Annotated in this window: 11 protein-coding genes; 4 read left to right on the top strand and 7 right to left on the bottom strand. The window is 70.9% G+C overall.

Going from position 1 to position 18,125, the window contains the following annotated elements; translation table 11 throughout:
* Positions 1–15: 15 nt before the first annotated feature.
* Positions 16–675: a response regulator gene (locus tag QU603_RS01590; RefSeq protein ID WP_308492755.1), complete on the bottom strand. Its 660-nt coding sequence runs from the start codon at positions 673–675 to the stop codon at positions 16–18.
* Positions 672–1,868, bottom strand: coding sequence for a sensor histidine kinase (locus QU603_RS01585; RefSeq protein WP_308492754.1), 1,197 nt, complete (start codon positions 1,866–1,868; stop codon positions 672–674). Before QU603_RS01585 ends, QU603_RS01590 begins: the two co-directional genes overlap by 4 nt.
* Positions 1,869–2,024: 156 nt before the next feature.
* On the opposite strand from QU603_RS01585, the gene QU603_RS01580 reads away from it, so the two are divergent.
* Positions 2,025–2,708: a hypothetical protein gene (locus QU603_RS01580; RefSeq protein WP_308492753.1), complete on the top strand. Its 684-nt coding sequence runs from the start codon at positions 2,025–2,027 to the stop codon at positions 2,706–2,708.
* On the opposite strand, the gene QU603_RS01575 is transcribed toward QU603_RS01580, so the two are convergent.
* Both QU603_RS01575 and QU603_RS01570 read right to left on the bottom strand, forming a co-directional pair.
* Complete coding sequence (locus QU603_RS01575) at positions 2,675–3,325, bottom strand: response regulator (protein WP_308492752.1); 651 nt, start codon at positions 3,323–3,325, stop codon at positions 2,675–2,677. The genes QU603_RS01580 and QU603_RS01575 overlap by 34 nt on opposite strands.
* Positions 3,322–4,563, bottom strand: coding sequence for a sensor histidine kinase (locus QU603_RS01570; RefSeq protein WP_308492751.1), 1,242 nt, complete (start codon positions 4,561–4,563; stop codon positions 3,322–3,324). The genes QU603_RS01575 and QU603_RS01570 overlap by 4 nt, the downstream gene beginning before the upstream one ends.
* A 169-nt stretch (positions 4,564–4,732) precedes the next feature.
* Between QU603_RS01570 and QU603_RS01565 the strand changes: the two genes are divergently transcribed.
* A complete protein-coding gene (locus tag QU603_RS01565; protein ID WP_308492750.1) occupies positions 4,733–5,443 on the top strand; it encodes a hypothetical protein in 711 nt (236 codons plus the stop codon).
* 164 nt (positions 5,444–5,607) lie between these two features.
* Here the strand turns inward: QU603_RS01565 and QU603_RS01560 are convergent, their stop codons facing one another.
* Together QU603_RS01560 and QU603_RS01555 are read right to left on the bottom strand one after the other, a co-directional pair.
* Entirely contained in the window at positions 5,608–6,627 is a 1,020-nt protein-coding gene (locus QU603_RS01560; RefSeq protein WP_308492749.1) for an EamA family transporter, read from the bottom strand.
* Positions 6,628–6,661: 34 nt separating this feature from the next.
* Positions 6,662–10,039 (bottom strand): MFS transporter, encoded by a 3,378-nt coding sequence (locus tag QU603_RS01555; protein WP_308492748.1) that lies wholly within the window; start codon positions 10,037–10,039, stop codon positions 6,662–6,664.
* On the opposite strand from QU603_RS01555, the gene QU603_RS01550 reads away from it, so the two are divergent.
* The gene (locus tag QU603_RS01550) at positions 10,023–11,093 is read left to right on the top strand and encodes a hypothetical protein (protein ID WP_308492747.1); all 1,071 of its coding nucleotides are present in this window, start codon (positions 10,023–10,025) and stop codon (positions 11,091–11,093) included. The two genes, QU603_RS01555 and QU603_RS01550, sit on opposite strands and share 17 nt — an antisense overlap.
* Positions 11,094–11,142: 49 nt before the next feature.
* Here QU603_RS01550 and QU603_RS01545 read toward each other — a convergent pair whose 3' ends face one another.
* Complete coding sequence (locus tag QU603_RS01545) at positions 11,143–15,060, bottom strand: AAA family ATPase (RefSeq protein ID WP_308492746.1); 3,918 nt, start codon at positions 15,058–15,060, stop codon at positions 11,143–11,145.
* A gap of 59 nt (positions 15,061–15,119) precedes the next feature.
* On the opposite strand from QU603_RS01545, the gene QU603_RS01540 reads away from it, so the two are divergent.
* Positions 15,120–17,975 carry a helix-turn-helix transcriptional regulator gene (locus QU603_RS01540; RefSeq protein WP_308492745.1) on the top strand — a complete coding sequence of 952 codons (2,856 nt, stop codon included), beginning with the start codon at positions 15,120–15,122 and terminating at the stop codon, positions 17,973–17,975.
* The last annotated feature ends 150 nt before the right edge of the window (positions 17,976–18,125 follow it).

Here is an 18,125-nt window from a genome sequence, read left to right as displayed (position 1 = left end):
CGCTGACGCGGGCCCTCACGCGCGCTCGCCAGGCCGCACGAAACCGCACTCGTACGCCATCACGATCGCCTGGATGCGGTCGCGGGCGCCGAGTTTGCCGAGGAGGCGCGCGATGTGCGTCTTCACGGTCGCCTCGCCGAGGTACAGCTCACGCGCGATCTCACCGTTCGACAGGCCACGGGTGATCAGGCCCATGACTTCGCGTTCACGGGCACTGAGCGACGCGAATGCGGTGGATGCCGCATCCCCCCGCTGCAGCTGCGCGAAACGCTCGATCAGCCGGCGCGTCACCGACGGCGCGAGCAGCGCGTCGCCGTCGACGACCTGCCGAATCGCCGAGACGAGCTGCTCGCGCGGAGCATCCTTCAGCAGAAAGCCGGCCGCTCCCGCGCGCAGCGACTCGTAGGCGTACTCGTCGAGGTCGAACGTCGTCAGAACGAGGACGCGAGCGCGGCTGCCGGCCGCAGTCAGACGGCGCGTGGCTTCGATACCGTCAAGACGCGGCATCCGGACGTCCATCAGGACGACGTCGGGGTGGTGACGCTGCACGCCCTGCACGCACTCGACTCCGTCGGCGGCCTCGGCGACCACCTCGATGTCGGGTTCGAGATCGAGGATCAGGTGGAAGCCCGTGCGCACCAGCGCCTGATCGTCCGCGATGAGGACGCGGATCATGACGCGCTCTCCCGCAGGGGGATCTCGGCCCGCACCGCGAATCCGCCGTCGCCGCTCGGCCCGGCCACCAGTGCGCCGCCGAGCGCGGTGACCCGTTCCTGCATCCCACGCAGGCCGAGCCCCGGCGATGACGAGGGCGCCCGAGAAAGCACCGGCGCCGGCGCACGGTCGTTCACGACGCTGACGACGACAGCGTCGGCGCGTGCGTCGACCTCCACGGTCACGCTGGCACCCGGGGCGTGCCGGCGCGCATTGGTCAGCCCCTCCTGAACGATCCGATAGCACGCGAGCTCGACCGCCTGAGGCGCAGGCACCGGCGCCGGCGAAAGGTGCAGCGCCACCGTCATGCCACTGGCCCGCGCCGCAGCGATGAGCGGGGCGACCGCGGCGATCCCGGGACCGCCGACACCGGTCCCGGTCCCCTCTCCGGACCCCTCGATCCCGGCCGTGTCGACTCCGTCCTCATCCGTGTTGCGCAGCACGTCGAGCACACGTCGGATGTCTGCCAGCGCCACCCGCGCCGTCTCACGGATCGCCCGCACCGGCTCGACCGCACGCTCGGGGGCCACGTGCAGCGCCGCCTCAGCCGCATCGGCCTGCACCGCGATCGCCCCGAGACTGTGGGCGACGACATCGTGCAGATCGCGCGCGATGCGCAGCCGCTCCTCGGCGGTGGCCAATCGGGCGGCCTCCTGCCGACCGTGCTCGGCCACTCGCACCCGGCCGCGCCAACTGCGGCTCGCACGGCCCAGCAGCCAGACGCCGCCGAACAGCAGCAGGATGAACACGTAGTCCACGCCGCTGGCAAGGCGTTCCTCCACCAGCAGCACCACGACGAACACCGCGCCGGCGAAAGCGGCGACCGCCTCGGTCGTCCACGCTGCCAGCGAATACATCGCGATGACGTACACCGCCAGCGACCACAACGACCCGGGCACCTGAGTCAGCAGCGTCTGAGCGACTCCGGTAACGATCAGCAGCGCGATGGTGACCGGCGGCCGCGTCCGCCGCCACACCAGTGCCAGCGTCGAGGCGATCGCCACCGGCAGCGTCACCGCCGGCGATCCCTCGTCGGGGTTGCCGGTGAGCACGCTGACCACCGCCACGACGCACAGCGTCCCGGCTAGGGCCACATCCGCAGCCGGAAGCCCCCAGAGCCTGCGCCGCCGAAAGCGGGCGATGGCACCGCGCATGCGCTCACTCTAGTCATGTCGCACCGCGCGGATGTCCCCCGCGCGGGCGACACCGAACCACCGTCCGGCGGACGGGATTCATCCGGCACACCGACGCGCGACACGTGCGCTGCGCCGCACGATGGCGACATCGATATCCCGTGAAAGGAATCCACCATGTCCCTCGACAAACCCCTCGCTCTGACCGCGCTGACGGTCGGACCGCTGAGCCTCATCGTCACGAGCATCGCGCAGTGGATGCTGCAGCCGTCAGGGCCTGATCCCACGGCCGTGAGCGCGGCCGAGCAGTTTCCGACGGCATGGCTGGTGCTCGGCGTGCTATCGGTGTTCGGGCCGCTCGTCTGGCTGGCCGGCCTGCCCGCCGCAGTGCGGCTCGCTCCCGCGCGCGGCCGCCTCGCCACGTCCATCGGCGCGCTGACGACGGGCGCGGGCCTGGCCGCCGGCATCGGGCACCTCGCGCTGTTCTTCGGCGTCTACGGTGCCGTCGCCGCCGCACAGCTGCCATCCGACGGCACCGCGGCCATGGAGTCGGCCGCCGATGCCGATGCGCTCGGCAATGTGCTGCTCGTGGTGTTCCTGGTCTGCTATTCGCTCGGGCCGATCGTGCTGACGATCGGGTTGCGCATCGCGCGGCGGGTCGGCGTGTGGGTGCCGATCGCGGCGGTGCTCACCGCCGGCGCGAACCTGTTCGGCGGGCCGATCGCCGGCGTCGTCCAGCTCGTCGCACTGGCCGCGGTCTGGGGCGCGATCCTCGTCGCCGTCGCTCGGGACAGCAGGGGCACCCGGCGCCGGGCGGACGCGGGGAATCATCGCCCGGCCAGCCCGTGCTCGTACGCATAGATCACGGCCTGCACGCGGTCGCGCAGCTCGAGCTTGGCGAGCACGCGACCGACGTGCGTCTTCACGGTGGTCTCAGAGACGAACAGGCGCTGCGCGATCTCGGCGTTGGTCAGTCCCTGGGCCAGCAGCAGCAGCGTCTCGCGCTCACGCGCGGTCAGCGCCTCGTCGCCGGATGCCTCGACCGGTGCGTGCTCGAGGAAGGCCGAGATCAACCGCCGCGTGACGCTCGGCGCCAGCAGCGACTCGCCGGCGTACACGGACCGGATCCCCGAGACGAGGAACTCGGGCACGACATCCTTGAGCAGAAAGCCGCTGGCTCCGGCCTGCAGCGCATCGTACACATAGCCGTCCATGTCGAAGGTCGTCAGCATCAGCACTCGCACCCCACCCGTCGCCGGGTCGGCGACGATGCGCTGGGTGGCCTCGATGCCGTCGACCCTGGGCATCCGCACGTCCATGAGCACGATGTCGGGTCGCAGCATCCTCGTCTTCGCCACGGCATCCGCGCCGTCGACGGCCTCGCCTACCACCTCGAGATCCGGTTCGATCTCGAGGATCATGCGAAAGCCCCGGCGCACGAGCGCCTGGTCGTCGGCGATGAGGATGCCGATGCTCATGCGGGCGTCGTCCTGTCGATCGCATCGGCCCCGCCCTCACGCGCCCCGCCCTCGTCCGCACGGCCCTCGTCCGCACCGCCCTCGTCCGCACCGTCCTCGTCAGCAGAGATCGGCAGGCGCGCAGCGAGCACGAACCCGCCGTCGCGTGGTCCAGCACGCAGCGTGCCGCCATACAGGGCGACCCGTTCGCGCATGCCGAGCAAGCCGTGCCCCACGGCCGGATCGGGTTCAGCCGCGTCATCGGCCGCGCGGCCGTCGTCGCGTACTCTCACCTCGACCGCCCCGTCGCCGTACGCGAGCTCGACCTCGACGGCACCCGGAGCGACCGCATGGCGCAGCGCGTTGGTCAGCCCCTCCTGCACGATCCGGTAGACGGTGAGGTCGAGCCCGGCCGGCAGTTCGCGCCCGATGCCGGTCCGGTGCAGGCGCACCGGCAGCCCGGCGACGCGGAACTTCTCGACCAGGTCGTCGAGCTGGCCCGTGCCTGGGGTGGGAACGCGATCGGCACCGTCATCGGATTGCCGCAGCATCCCGACCATGCGCCGCATCTCGTCGAGCGCTTCGCGCCCCACCGCCTCGACCGTCTCGAGTGCGCGGCGCTCCTCGACCTGATCGGGGCCGAGCCGGCGCCGCACCGCCGAGGCCTGCACGGTCATGACGCTCACGCTGTGTCCCAAGACGTCGTGCAGCTCGCGTGCGATGCGGTTGCGCTCTTCGACGACGGCACGCGCCTCGCGCTCGGCGCGCACCACTCGGCGCTGCGCGGCATGCAGCGTCTGGCTGCGCACAAGCGCGCCGACGAGCCATGCGACCACCCACGGTGAGATCCACCCGAGCTGCTCGAGCCGCAGCAGCGGGGTGGTGACCACTGGATCGAACACGCTCCACGCTGTCCACAGCACGGCGACCAGCACGAGCCCCCACCACGATCGGCGACGGTCGACGTAGCGGCCGACCGAGTACGCGCCGATGGTGCCGGGGAATGCCACACCCATCCCTTCGGGCGAACCGAAGATCGAGAACTCGATGGCACTGGCCACCGTGATCGCCGCCAGGCACCGGATCGGCGTGACCCGGCGCAGCACGAGCAGCAGCCCGGTCACGACGTACACGGCGGCCTCGGCCGCCACCGGTCCCTGACGATGCGTCGCGTTGAAGCCCCAGATTGCTTCGGCCGCGCCGAGGGCCGCGACCACGACCGCGATCGCGATGTCGAAAGCCCAGCTGCGGCGGCTCACCGACTCACAGTAGAGCCGCATCGCATGCCTGCGCATCCTCCGTACGGACGATCCCGTTCGTCCGCCTGCACGAGCCGAAGACCGTCACCGGTGACGACGCGGGGCCGCGAGTCCGAACCGTATCGTCCGAAGCGCGCTCGATCCGGGCGCCACGATGAAGGAGGATCCCATGTCGACATCGACACCCCACGGGGTTGCGCCGGCGAGAGCGACTGCGCCGACACTGCCCCGCTCGGCGGGCATCGGCCTGCTGATCTACAGTCTGGCCACGTTCGCTGCATTCCTGTTCAGCGGCTCGCCGGGTGGCGACTACAGCGACCGACAGGTCACCGCCTACCTGACCGTCACGCACGGACCGACCGCATTCGCGCTCTGGTACGTGGCGGCGCTCGGTGCGCTGGCGCTCGTGCTGTTCGCCGCCGGCGTGCGCCGCCTTCCCACCACCGGCGCCCCGTTGGCTGCCCTCGCGACGATCGGCGCGGCCGTGAGCGTCACCGGCGCGTGGCTGTCAGGTGGCCTGGCGGTGGCGATGGCCGAGGGCAGCGACCCGGTGCGCACCGGCATCCCACACCCGGTCGCCTACGTGCTGACCGAGGTCGGCAACCTCATGGCCGTGTGCGGGCCGGCGCTGTGCGTCGGCGTGATCGCGCTCGTGCTGGCGGCACGCGGCGGCGTCTCGGTCTGGCTGCGCGTGTGCTGTGTGATCGGCGGCGTCTGCGGCATTCTCGCGCCGTACTTCTACACGTATTTCATCTACATGCTGTTCACGGTCGTGTTCGCGGTGGCACTCATCGCCGCACGCCGCGCACCGACGAGGCCCTCCCGAAGAATCTCGCCCGTTCCGCGTCATGAATCGCGGCGACCCGCATCTCTTCAATAGACGGCTCTGTGAGTCGCCCGGCCGCACCCAGACCGGCCGAGCCCCGGTAGCATCGCACGATGCGCCCGCGGGCGGGGTGGAGGAAGGTCCCCGATCCTTCCTCCACCCTTCTTCTCTCCGTCCACCAGACCGGCGAAGAGCGATGGAAGTCCGCGGGCCGCACGTCATGCGGCGAGATCGTGACCCGCCGATCCACGGGCGTCGGCCGCCGGACCCGACCCGGTGCGCAACGTCGACGACGTGCTCTCGCCCGCCGCGGGCTCACCCAGCTTGACGACCACGACACCGGCGAGCACCAGCATCCCGCCCACCGCCTGCAGCAGATCAGGCAGCTGACCCAGCATCAGCCACCCGAACAGCAGCGCAGCCACCACCTCGGCGAGCGCGACGAACGAGGCCAGCCGCGACCCCAGCATGCGGGTCGATGCGATGCCGAGCACGTAGGCCAGCGCCGTGGCGATCAGGCCGATGGCCAGCACCGGCACGAACCAGGGCACGGTGCCGAAGCGATAGGCCACGTCTGCGGTGGTCCACCGCAGCGGCAGGATGCCGACGGCTCCCGTGATGGTGAGCCCCACCGCGCCGATGAGCAGGCCGAGGCCGGCCAGCGCGACCGGCGGCAGCCCGGTGTCGCCGCGACCGGACAGCACGAAGTAGGTCGCAGCTCCCACCATCGCGGCCAGCGCCCACAGAACGCCGACGCCGCTCACCTTCACCCCCGTCAAGATGTCGAGCATGAGCACCAGGCCGGCAAAGGCGATCACGGCTCCCACGAGACTGCGTGCGCTCGGACGCTCCCCGCGGCGCACCCACAGCCACAGCACCACGGCGACCGGCGCCGTGTATTCGATGAGCAGAGCGATGCCGACGTCCATGACGGCCACCGCCTGAAAGTAGAACAGCTGCGTGGCCGCGACCGCCAGCAGCCCGTAGACGACGACCATGCCGGCGTGCCGGCGCACGGCGCGCCACCGTCCGCGCAGGGCCATCAGCGTCGGCACGAGCAGCACGAGGGCGGCGACCCAGACGCGCGCGGCGACGGCAGCACCCGGCGTCCAGCCGGCGTCGATCAGCCCGCGCGCCCAGGGACCCGACATCCCGAACGAGAAAGCGGCCGCGACAGCGACCAGCAGGCCGGCCCCGACTCGGGGCCGACGCGTGGCGTCATCTGCCGTCATGTCCATGATCTGACGCTACTGCGGTCAGATGTGCGCGGTCTCACTCCCCGACGGTGAACAGGTCGCCACCGGTCTGCTCCAGAAGCGCCCGGACGGCGGCGCGCCCGGATTCGACCATGCGGTCGAACTGGTGGAACTCCAGCAGTCCCACCCCCATCGAGTGCGGAGTGATCACCCACGCACCCTGGCGCTGCGCCTCGGCCGCTCCGCCGCCGCCGATCATCAGCGTGCGCAGCATCGTCTCGCCCAGCGGCGGCACCCGCACAGGCCGAGGCGCCGCGCCCGGCTTCCGCGGGTGGGCGCCGCCGCCCATCGAGATGTTCACGGCGATGATCGGGCCCTCATCGCGTTCGGTCAGCGCGTCGACCGGCAGGTTGTCGAGCACTCCGCCGTCCACCAGCAGACGACCCTCGCTCGGGATCGGCGCGAACAGGATCGGCAGTCGCGAAGACGCACTGATCGCGTCGACCATCGAGCCGGTACGATGCATCACCCGCTCACGGTGGAGCAGGTCCGTGCTCACGCACCGGAACCCCCGCGGAAGCTCCTCGATCTGCCAGTCTCCCAACCCCCGCTGCAGGCCCTGCTGCACGCGTCTGCCGCGGGCGAGCGACGTGCGCGGCAGGTGATAGTCACTCAGGGGGTCCTCGCGCACGAATTCCTGATAGGCGATCTCGCTGACTTCGTCGGCCGTTCCCCCGGTCGCGTAGCACCCGCTGATGATGGCGCCCATGCTGGCCCCCGCAAGCCGATCGATGCGAATCCCCGACTCTTCGAGTTCGAGCAGCACACCGACCTGCGTGATCGCACGCGCACCGCCGCCGCCGAAGACCAGCCCGATCGAGCGCCCCGAAAGGCGGTCGACGAGCCCGCGCAGACCGTTCGGCAGGCCGTGGCCGGCCACCGCCTCACGGGACGTGAGCTCGCTCACCCGCCACGGGTCGACGGCCGCCAACCAGGCTTGCCGCGCCGTGCGCGAGGGCACGTCGGTGACCAGCACCAGTTCCGGCCGGTTCGCCATCGGTGGCATCGTGCTGGTCGGGGGCTCCCCAACCGTCCCGACCAGCACGACTGTGTCGGCCTCCCGCGCGCAGCGGGCGACCCATTCCTCGTCGGGCCCAGCCCCGACGAGGACGACCATCTGATTCTCCGTCTCAGCTCGATCCACCTGTTCGGGCGAGTGGCTTCCGACCAGCATCGTGACGCGCAGATGCTCCGCGATCCCTCGGCACAGCATGTCGGCGACGGCCTCGACCGGAACTCCCGGCGTCGTCCCGATGACCGCCACGAGGCACGGCCGCACCGCCACCCGCGCCGACACGGGAGTGGCTCCGGCCAGTTGACGAGCCAGGGCGGCGACCAGTGTGGTGAGGGCCGCGGCATCCTCGCCGATCGCCTGGTCCACGAGAGCCCGCGACACCTCCATCACCCGGCAGTCGCGACGCGCGCGAATCGACGCCGACCGCGTCCCGCCGGTGAACAGAGCCAGTTCGCCCACGACCGAGCCCGGGCCGAGTTCGCGGACGACCTGTCCTTCGATGACCACCTCTGCGCGACCTGTGAGCACGACGAACATCGAGTCAGCGGAGTCTCCCGCGCGCAGCAGCCACTCGCCGGCGGGCACGCAGCGCTCCACCGCGCCGGCCGCGATGCGCTCGCGTGCGGCCTCGGGGAGCCTGCCGAACAGCGACTCCTCGACCGGCGGCACAGACCGCCGCAGCACGACCGACTTGGTTGACGCGGGCTGCCGAAGGGGCGAAGGATCGCTGGATGCCACGGCCGGAGCGTGTTGGTCATCCTGGCCGATCCGTCCCATGAACAGGGTGATGACACCGCCGACCACGAATGACACGATGCACATGATCCAGCCGTCACGCAGGCTGGGGACGACCGTGAGTGCTGTCGGCGTGCCCAGCATCACCACGAGGATGGCGACGCCGACAGTGCCGCCGACCTGACGAGCGCTGGAGATCACGGCCGACGCCGTCGCGTAGCGTCCGCCCGGCTGCGAAGCGAGTGTGGACGCGGCCAGCAACGGCAAGGTGGCCCCCACTCCGATGCCGCTGATGATCTGCCCCGGCAGCCACTGAGCGAGGAAGGCCGGCGTGGTTCCGACCACCTGTACGTACCAGAGGTAGCCCAGGGCCCACACCACGAACCCCGACGCGATGATCCAGCGGTAGCCGTACCTTGCGGCGACCGGCTCGAGCAGTCCGGCCACCACCGCCGCGACCAGGGCACCCGGGATCAGTGCGATGCCGGCCTGCAGCACGGTGTAATGCCACACGTACTGCAGCCACAGCACGTTCGTGAGCATATAGGCGAAGAAGCCGACGCCGGCGATCAGGGTGGCGACATTGGCCACCAGGAACGGTCGATTGCGCATCATCACGAGGTCGAGCACCGGTACGGGGTGCTTCATCGAGCTCAGCACGAACCCGATGAACAGCACCACGGCAGCACCGACGACCCCCCACAGCAGAAGGCTGTCCGCGCCCCAGTCGGAGCCCTTGATGATGGCGAGCGTGGTCAGTCCGAGAGCTGCTGCCAGCAGCACCGCCCCGCGCATGTCGGGCATGCGACGCCTGCCGGGCGCGCGGCTGTTGACGAGATGGTGCCGGCCGAGCCACCACGCGGCCGCACCCAGCGGCACGTTGACCCAGAACGCCCAGGTCCACCCGCCGGCTTGGACCACGAGGCCGCCGAGCGGCGGGCCCATCCCGGCGGCGACCGCTGCCGCCGCCGACCACAGACCCACGGCACGCGCGCGACCGCCGCCGGAGAACCCTTCGATCACCAGGGCGAGCGAGGCCGGCACGATCATGGCTGCACCCAGCGCCTGCACAACACGCGCGCCGATCAGCACGCCGATCGACGGCGCGAGGGCACACACGACCGACGCGACGGTGAACAGGACGATCCCGACCAGGTAGAGGGTGCGACGGCCCATCACGTCGCCGAGCCGCCCGAACACGATCATGAACGATGCGAACACGACGTTGAACGCGTTCAGGACCCATGAGACGGTCCCCACCGACTCACCGGGGAACGACGCGGCGATGCTCGGGAACGCGATGTTGACGATCGTGGCGTCCAGGAACGCGAGCACCGCACCGATGGATGCCACCACCAGAACTGTCCGTTCAGGAATGCGGCCACGGCGCAGCACCGCGGAATAGGGCGCATCGCCGATGAGTCGCGCAGTCAACTTCTGGGTGCTCTTCTGCTGGATGCTTTTCTTCTGGGCGTCCATCTGCTCATGGGGCCCGAGGCCTGCGTCGCGCGACGGGTCCTCGCGGGACGAAACTGCCATGGCAACAGGATGCGTGTCCGGCACGGCGGAAACCTCCGTGATCTCACGGATTTTTTCCGCGCGGGGACGGGCCAGGCTGAGAAGCGTCGTGATCTGCGCACTCACGGCCTACCCGACCTCTGAGGAGTTCGTCATGTTCTCGTTCCATCCGCACAGTTCAGACCAGAACGGCAGGCGCCCGGTGCGACGCACCCGCTCGTTCCTCACGATCACGGCACTGGCTCTGCTGGCGCTGGCCGTGCCGCAGGCCGGAATGACCGCCGCCTACGGCAGTCAGCCGCCACCCAAACCCACCTCGATCACCGTGACGGCACAGACCGACCCCGGGGTCCTCGCGTCATTGGAGGGAACGCCTGCGGAGGCGATGCCCGACGTGCTCACCGCCGTCGGACAGGCCTTCCAGGTCACTGTCTCGCTGTGGACGGCCGGCCAGCCAGCCGCGTACCCGAACGCGACTCCGGTCACCCTCGCGCCGTCTGCCGGGCCGGGGACGCTGACACTCGTGGGGGGCACCCCGGCCGAGATCCCGAGGAACCAGACCAGCGCAACCTTCTCGGTCATGTACTCGGCACCGACAGCCGCGCTGTCGGTCACCGGGACGGTCGGTTCGGGCAACAAGAAGCTGACCGGGCAGTCGGCATCCTTCCCCGTCGACCTGACCCTCGCCATCCAGAGCGGCTCGTCGCCGGCACTGCTGAACGGCACGGCCGGAGCCGACGCAGCGGGATGCACGACCGTCGACCGGCAGCATCCCGTCTGCGGCCTCGTGGCGCTGCCCAACGGCGCGACCGGCAACGTCGCACTGTCGCTCGGGGTGTGCCCGACTGCCGAGGCGTGCAGCAAGGGAGCACTGGTCACCCAGCTCATCGCGAACCTGGACGACACCGATGGCAGCGGCCTGTACACCCGCACGAGCCCCGCGACGATGACCATCGTCTGCGACAAGTCGATCTGCGGCAAGGGCGGCGTGCCGTCATACCGGGCGCTGTGGTCGCAGACGGCGACCGGAACGTTGACCACGACGCCGGCGTGCCCGGCCAAGGGTGTGATCGGCGCCGACCAGCTCTTCTGCACCGACACGGTCTCGAGCACCCGGGACAACGCGGGTGACCTGCACCTCGTCGTCCGCTTCCTCCACGACGTGCGCGGCACGATCTGACGCAGCACGACCCGATCCTGTGGCCTGACCGGCCGGCTGGCCCGACCGGTCAGGCCACGACGCCGAGTGAGACCAGCGCGCGCTGCGCTTGTTCGCGCAGCTCCCGATCGCGCGTCGCCTCGGCCAGCGCCAGACGCAGCAGAGCGGGCTCATAGCCGCCGTAATCGCCGGAGGTGCGTGCAAGCCCCTCGCGAGCGGCGGCGGCAGCCTGCTCGTGGTCCCCCAGGGCGACCAGTGCCTGCGCGCGAATCCGCAGCAGGCGGGCGAGGGTGTCGGATGCCTTGGCCTGCGCGGCACGGATGGTGTCGTCGATCAGGGCCAGAGCCTGGTCGGCCTGCCCTGAGCCGGCGAGTGCTTCGGCGCGCGCAGCATCCAGCAGCGCGACCTCGGTCGCAAGCTCGAGACCCGCCAGCACTGCACGAGCCTGCTGGAACGACGACCACGCGCGGGTCTGATCACCGGTGCCGGCCTCGGCCCGTGCCTGTTCGCGCAGCACCAGGCCGACGAGCTCTTCGTCATCGACGCGCCGGGCCAGGTGCAGCGCGACGCGCAGCACCGGCAGCGCTTCGGCGTGTCGCCCCTGGGCGACCAGCACGTCGGCGCGGTTGTAGACCGCGGTCGCCTCGTTCGCGTCGTCGCCGAGCCGGTGAAAGCTCTCGGCCGCCCCGGTGAACGCATCGATGGCCTGTGCCCAGCTGCCGGTGTTGTACGCATCGATCGCGAGATTGTTCAGGGTCAGTGCCTGGCCGCTGAGGTCTCCCAGCTGCTCGTAGAGAGCAAGCGCGAGCCGTCCGTAAGGGCGGTCTTCAGAAAGCTCCGAGGCACCGTAGGCCAGATGCAGCGCATTGAACGCGTGAGCAAGCACCTCATGGTCGTCCGCCGACTCGGCCCAGGCGACGCCACGGCGGCCCCAGCGCACGGCCTCGGCCGACCGATGCTGCAGGTGCAGGCAGAAGCCGTATCTGGTCGCAAGCCGCGCGCGCACGGCGTCGGCGGACGCGCCCGCGGTCCCCTCCAGAAGCTTCATCGCACGCGTCAGCTGCGCGAGGGCCGGACGGTAGCGCCCGAGGCGCAGCGTGATCCGCGCCTCTTTGTACAGCACCTCGGCGGTGGCCACGAGGTCGTCGCCCATCTCGCGCCGCGCACGCCGCAACGCGGCCAGCGCCCCGGTCGCATCGCCCGCCATGTCCAGGCAGTCACCGAGTGAGACACTCGCTGCGGCACGTTCGGCCGTCGAGACCTGCGCGAGGTGCGCGGCGCTGTCCAGCGCCCGGGCGAAGAACGCGGCCGCCTGGGCGTAGGCGTACTTGCCCCGCGCCTCGTCACCGGCGCGCAGCGACGCCGTCCATGCCTTGTCGTACACACCTGCGGCATGAAAATGCAGGCTCAGCAGGTCGGGGGCCGCCGCGCGGCCGGCCTGCCCGTCGGCGTCGGCTTCGAGCGCCAAGGCGACCCGTTCGTGCATCTCGCGGCGCAACCTGAACGGCAGTCCCTCATAGGCGACGTCACGCACCATCGCGTGCCGGAACTCCATCTCGCTGGCCGCGGATGCACCGGCGGCCGGACGCACGAATTCGTCGAGCCGTCCGAGGATCTCCTCGTGGTGGATCTCGCCGTTGTGCAGCCCGGCGCTGTGCAGCCGGGCGAGCAGATCGGAATCGAAGCGGGTGCCGAGCACCGCGGCCAGCCGCAGCAGAGCCCGATCGTCGGGGCCGAGCCTGTCGATGTCCACCAGCAGTACGGCCTCGACCGATCCGGGCAGGTCGCCGGGAGCATCCGACGCGCGGACGCTCGTGGCCAGCGAGGTGAGGAACAGCGGATTGCCATGTGCACGTTCGGCCATCGCCTGCAGCGTGTGCCGACTCGGGCGGGACCCTCCGGTCGCCGATTCGAGCAGTTCGAGCGCGTCCTCGGGCGCGATCGCCCCCAGGGCGATCTGCTCGTCGCCGGGGCCGGTCAGGGGCGGCACGAACCCGACCGGCACCTCGCGCCGGGTCACCACGACGCACCAGGGGCGCCGCCGCGCCTCACGCAGCAGACGCAGCAGAAGCGAGGCCGAGGCCTCATCCATGAGGTGGGTGTCTTCGAACACGAACACCGTGGGCGTGGTCAGCAGCGCCGCCAGAAGCGCAACGGTGGCCTGCTCGATGCGGCCGCGACGAAAGCGCGGCTCCAGTTCGTCGACCTCGCGGGTGGACTCCAGCGCGAGGTCGAGGGGCACGCCCACCAGCGGCAGCCACGGCAGCTGATCGGCGGCGGCGCGGCGCACCTCATCCGTCAGCCGTGCGGCCGCCTCGGCCGGCTCTGCCTGCGCCGAGATCCCGAGCACTGCTCGCAGCAGTATGCCGATCGCGGCATATGGCGTCGCGCTCTCATAACCTGAGACAGCCGACACCAACCGGCGCATTCCCCCGGGAACGCCGAGTTCTCCGATCAGCCGGGACTTTCCGATACCCGGCTCGCCCACCACATCCACCACGCAGCCGTGGCCGCCGGCGGCCGCGGCCAACCGTGCCTCCAATGCCCGCAACGGCACCTCGCGGCCGACGAACGGACTCTCGTCACGGCTCGTCGCCCAGCGCTCGCGCACGGCGTGGACGACCACCGCGTGGACGGGGTCGCGCTTGCCTTTCACCGCGAACGGCGTCAGCGCGGCGCTGTCGACGTCTGCGTGCACGTCGCTCACGACGCGCGTCGTGGCCACGACCTGTCCTGCGCCGGCCCGTCCGAGCAGCCGGGCCGCAAGGTTCACGGCGTCGCCCTTGATCGAGTACGTCCGGCGGGCCGCAGGCCCGAGCTCGCCCGAGAACACGTGGCCGAGGTTGACACCCACCCGCACTCCGAGCGGCCCCTTCTGCGCGACGATCTCGCATGCCGTACGCAACATGCGCTCGGCGTCGTGGCCGGTGCTGCGCGGCGCCCCGGCCGTGAGCATGATCTTGCCGCCGTCTGCGGCGATGTCGGACTCGAAGAACGTCACGCCGTGGTGCAGGCACGCCTGCTGCACGGCGGCGACGATCCCGTGCACGGCGCGGGCCGCGGCATCCTCTCCCTCTTCGAGCAGCGCGTCGACACCCGAGAACTGCACGAAACCCACGGTGACCGGCCGGTGCTCGGGTGCGGCGACCCCCGCCTCGAGGTGCGCACGGATGGCGGGCGGCAGCGTGTCGAGCACAGACGGGAGGGATGCCGCGTCCGCAGCGGCCCGAAGACGCGACGACGTCGGCCCTGTGGGCACCGTCTGCACCCCGGACGGCGGAGACGTTCGGAGCAGGCGCGCGTTCGTGCCGTCAACATCGACACTGCCGCCGAGGACCCGCGCAGGCAGCCGTGCGGACGTCGCAGCGCTGAGCAGGATCTGCCCGGCCCCGCACGCCTGCTCGATCGCCGTGAGGTGGCTGCTCTCAGGCCCGGCGACGATCAGTTCCCGGTGACTGGCCGGATCGCCGACCAGGAAGAAGTCGAACCCGCCGCCGTCCGAGGCACTGTCGTTCCCACCGGCACTGTCCTTCCCACCAGCACTGTGCACGCCGATCGACATGCGCAACGGCGCGGGCACCGGCAATGCGCGCGTGCGCACCAGCGCGCGCAGGCTCGCCCGCATGCGGTGCGCCGCACGGGCGGCGCGGACGGCATGCCCATCGCGCGAAGCCGTGCCGGTGTCGTCCTCGGCGTCGTCGCGGAACAGCAGCAGCACCGCATCGCCGCCCCACTTGAGCAGGTCGGCACCTTCGTCGAACGCCGGAGCGAGAAGCGTGGCGAAGGTCTGGTCGAGTGTGTCGCTCATGAGCTCGGCGCCCACCCTGCCCTGGCGGGCGAGCCTCTCGGTCAGTCGGGTGAAGCCCGAGATGTCGGCGAAGACCATCGTTGCCGGCACCCGGCGATGAACGCGGTCCGGTTCGTCGCGCGCCCATCGCGTCGCGAGGCGCGAACCGAACGGCTCCAGCGTGCGAGGCATAGGAGTCATGCCCCGGTCCCCACTACAATCTGGCTCAGGGGGACGGGAAGAAGGGCGGGGACCAGCGCATGCGCTCGACGGTTGGTCGTGCGATCCCTTCCGACGTCCCACGGCGCGTCTTCCTCGGGCGCGATGCCGAGTTGCGCGAATTGGTCGCCGCACTGCCGGCCGGCCACGCCCCGACCGGTCGCTTCATCGTCGTCAGCGGCGAGGGCGGCATCGGCAAGACATCTCTCATCGATGCGGCCGTGCAGCACGCATCCCCACAGCACTTCGTGCTCCGTGCCTCTGCCGACGCCATGGACCAGCGTCGCCCGTACGGTCTGCTGCAGGATGCTTTCGCCTCCCTGCCGAGCGACGACGACCACAGCGGCGGATCGCAGCAGAACCGGTATGCGGTGGGCGAGCGCCTGCTGGCACTCATCGACGAGGTGGCCGTGACGCCGACGATCCTCGTCGTCGAAGACCTGCAATGGGCCGATGCCGATTCGCTCGCACTGCTCACGCGCCTGTCCCGCACGCTCGGGCAGCTTCCGCTGGCGATCGTGGGCTCGATGCGCACGCAGGCGCGGCACGAGACCCCGCCTGCCCTCGACCGGCTGATCAGCGTGCTCAGCGAACGCGACCTGCTGCTGCCGATCGCGTTGGCACCGCTGTCGGCGGCCACGTGCCGCTCGATCGCCGAGCGGCTGGCCGGTGGCAGCGTCGAGGGACCGCTCGCGCGGTACGTCGCCGCCGCAGGCGGCAACCCGCTGTTTCTGACCGAGATGATCCGGGCCCTGCTGCGCGACGGGGCGCTCACCCTCGGCGAACGCGGGGAGGTGCTGCTGGATGCGCCGGTGGGGCCGTCGCCCTCGCTGGCGATGGTCATGATGCGCCACCTCAGCCACCTGAGCGCCCCGACCCGCGAGCTGCTGACGTCGGCGGCGCTTCTGGGCACCCGTTTTCCGGCAATGCATCTGCGCGTGGTCGCGGGTCGGCCGATGAGCGCCTTGGTTCCGCTGCTGCAAGAGACCTTCGCCGCCGGGTTCCTCGAAGAGACCGAACTCGACACCCTCGGCTTCCGCCACGAGCTGATCCAGCACGTCCTGCTGCAGGACGTGCCGGCCGCTGTGCGCGCCGAACTGCACCGTGAGATCGCCGCACGTCTGGATGCGGCGGAGGTCGCACCGGCCACGGTCGCAGGCCACCTGCTGCAGGCGCCCACGACCGCCGAAGACCTGCCGTGGACGCTGCGGCTCGCCCAGCGCACGGCTGTGGCCGCCCCCGATACGGCCACGGAGCTGTGGCGGCGCGTGTACGACGCGACGAGCCCCGGCGATCCCTCGAACACGCAGGCGACCGCCGGCCTCGCCGTCGCCGCACTCAGCGCGGGCCATGTCGTCCAGGCCGCCGAGCTGGCCGCCGATGCGCTGCGTCGCGACCTGCCGCCGGACGCGGTCGGGGGCCTGTCGCAGACGCTGGCCCACGCGCTGCTGCTGCAGCACCGCCACGCCGAAGCGCGCGATGCGGCCGAGCGGTATGCGGCCGCCGAGGTGCTCGAGCCGCGCGATCGCGCCGCGCAGCTCGCGTTCGCCGGCTGGCCACGTCTCATGCTCGGCGATATCGACGGGGCGCTGCGGTCCGCACGAGAAGGTGCGGCGATGTCGGCGGCGACGGGCAATCACGGTGCGGAGGTGCTGGCGCTGAGCCTGCACGGCCAGATCGCCAACCTGCGCGGGGACCTCGACGAAGCCATCGCCGTCTTGCGGGATGCCGCGACGAAGGCGGATCGGCGCCCGTCGTTCAATGCCGTCCAGGGCTTTCCCCATGCGCTGCTCGCGCTCGCGCTGTCCGACGCCGATCAGCACGACGAGATCGACGGATTGCTGCAGAGATGCCTGCGGATGTCGATCGACGTCGGATATCGGACGGGGATGGTTGCAGCGCACTCGCTCGGTTCGCAAGCCCTGATGCCCACCGCGATCCTGCCCGACGTCGCCGCTGAGATGGAGGCGCATCGCGCTCTGGTCACGTCGATGGACGTCCGTCTGGATGCGCCCATCCATGGCCTTCGAGCGGTGGTGATGGCCTATCGACACGGCGCGGCCGCCGCCTTCGACCTCTCGGTCGGCCTGGACCCGGTGCCCGAGTGGGCGGTGTGGGGCGGTCGCGGCAGATCGTGGATCTGGCTGGGCCGCAGCCTTCGGCACCGCGCCGAGGGCGACAGCGCCGCCACGTTCGAGGCGCTGTGGCAGGGCTGGGAGGAGTTCCAACCCACCGACATGCGCATCGACTCGACTCAGATCGGCCTCGAATTGGTCGTGTTGGCCCGAAAGGTCGCCGACCAGCATCCGTCGGCACGCCGGCGCGCGGTCGAGCGCGCGCACGAAATCGATGATGTCGTCTGGGCGGTCGCAGACCGCAACCCGTCCGTCGCGCATCTGCGAGCCACCGCCCTTGCCGTGCGGGGCGTGTCGCGCGACGACGCGGCCGACCTCGTCGAAGCCGAGCGGTTGCTCGCTGCCACTCCCCGCCGCCTGCAGCACGCGCGTGTCGCCGAACTGGCGGCGCGGGCGCGGACCACTGCGCACGACGCGCGCACGCTGGCCGAGGCATCCCTTCGCGGCTACACCGAGGTCGGAGCCGATCACGAGGTCATCCGCGCCCGCGCCGCGTTCCGGCGGGCGGGTGTCGCGGTGCGCACGGCATCTCGTGTCCGGCCGACGTCGGGGTGGGAAGCGCTCACGCGCACCGAGGAGCGCGTCGCGGGTCACGTCGCCACCGGCGCCACCAACCCCGAGATCGCCGAACGTCTCGGTGTCTCGCGACGGACGATCGAGACCCATGTGTCAAACGTCCTCACCAAGCTCGGGCTGCGTTCGCGCACCGAGGTCGCCGTCTTCGTCTCTCGCCGGCTCGAGCACCCCCGACAGAACGGCTAGCAGATCGATCCAGCCGCGGAACGGCACGGCGGCGTGATCGTGCAGCACCTGCCCAGCAGGCGGGTCTGTGCCGTCCACGACGATCTCGATGCGCACGCCGACAGCATCGCACGCCGTCCGCGTCGGCGGATCCGTGAACTCACGGATATT

Origin of the sequence: Microbacterium terrisoli (genome assembly GCF_030866805.1) — a bacterium.
GTDB lineage: Bacteria > Actinomycetota > Actinomycetes > Actinomycetales > Microbacteriaceae > Microbacterium > Microbacterium terrisoli.
Note: the sequence above shows the minus strand (reverse complement) of the source record. Positions and strands in the feature narration are given on the sequence as shown.

Excerpts from the sequence above, each read along its gene's own strand:
- QU603_RS01590 (WP_308492755.1), bottom strand. The coding sequence starts at position 675 with ATGATCCGCGTCCTCATCGCGGACGATCAGGCGCTGGTGCGCACGGGC.
- QU603_RS01585 (WP_308492754.1), bottom strand. The coding sequence starts at position 1,868 with ATGCGCGGTGCCATCGCCCGCTTTCGGCGGCGCAGGCTCTGGGGGCTT.
- QU603_RS01580 (WP_308492753.1), top strand. The coding sequence starts at position 2,025 with ATGTCCCTCGACAAACCCCTCGCTCTGACCGCGCTGACGGTCGGACCG.
- QU603_RS01575 (WP_308492752.1), bottom strand. The coding sequence starts at position 3,325 with ATGAGCATCGGCATCCTCATCGCCGACGACCAGGCGCTCGTGCGCCGG.
- QU603_RS01565 (WP_308492750.1), top strand. The coding sequence starts at position 4,733 with ATGTCGACATCGACACCCCACGGGGTTGCGCCGGCGAGAGCGACTGCG.
- QU603_RS01560 (WP_308492749.1), bottom strand. The coding sequence starts at position 6,627 with ATGGACATGACGGCAGATGACGCCACGCGTCGGCCCCGAGTCGGGGCC.
- QU603_RS01545 (WP_308492746.1), bottom strand. The coding sequence starts at position 15,060 with ATGACTCCTATGCCTCGCACGCTGGAGCCGTTCGGTTCGCGCCTCGCG.
- QU603_RS01540 (WP_308492745.1), top strand. The coding sequence starts at position 15,120 with ATGCGCTCGACGGTTGGTCGTGCGATCCCTTCCGACGTCCCACGGCGC.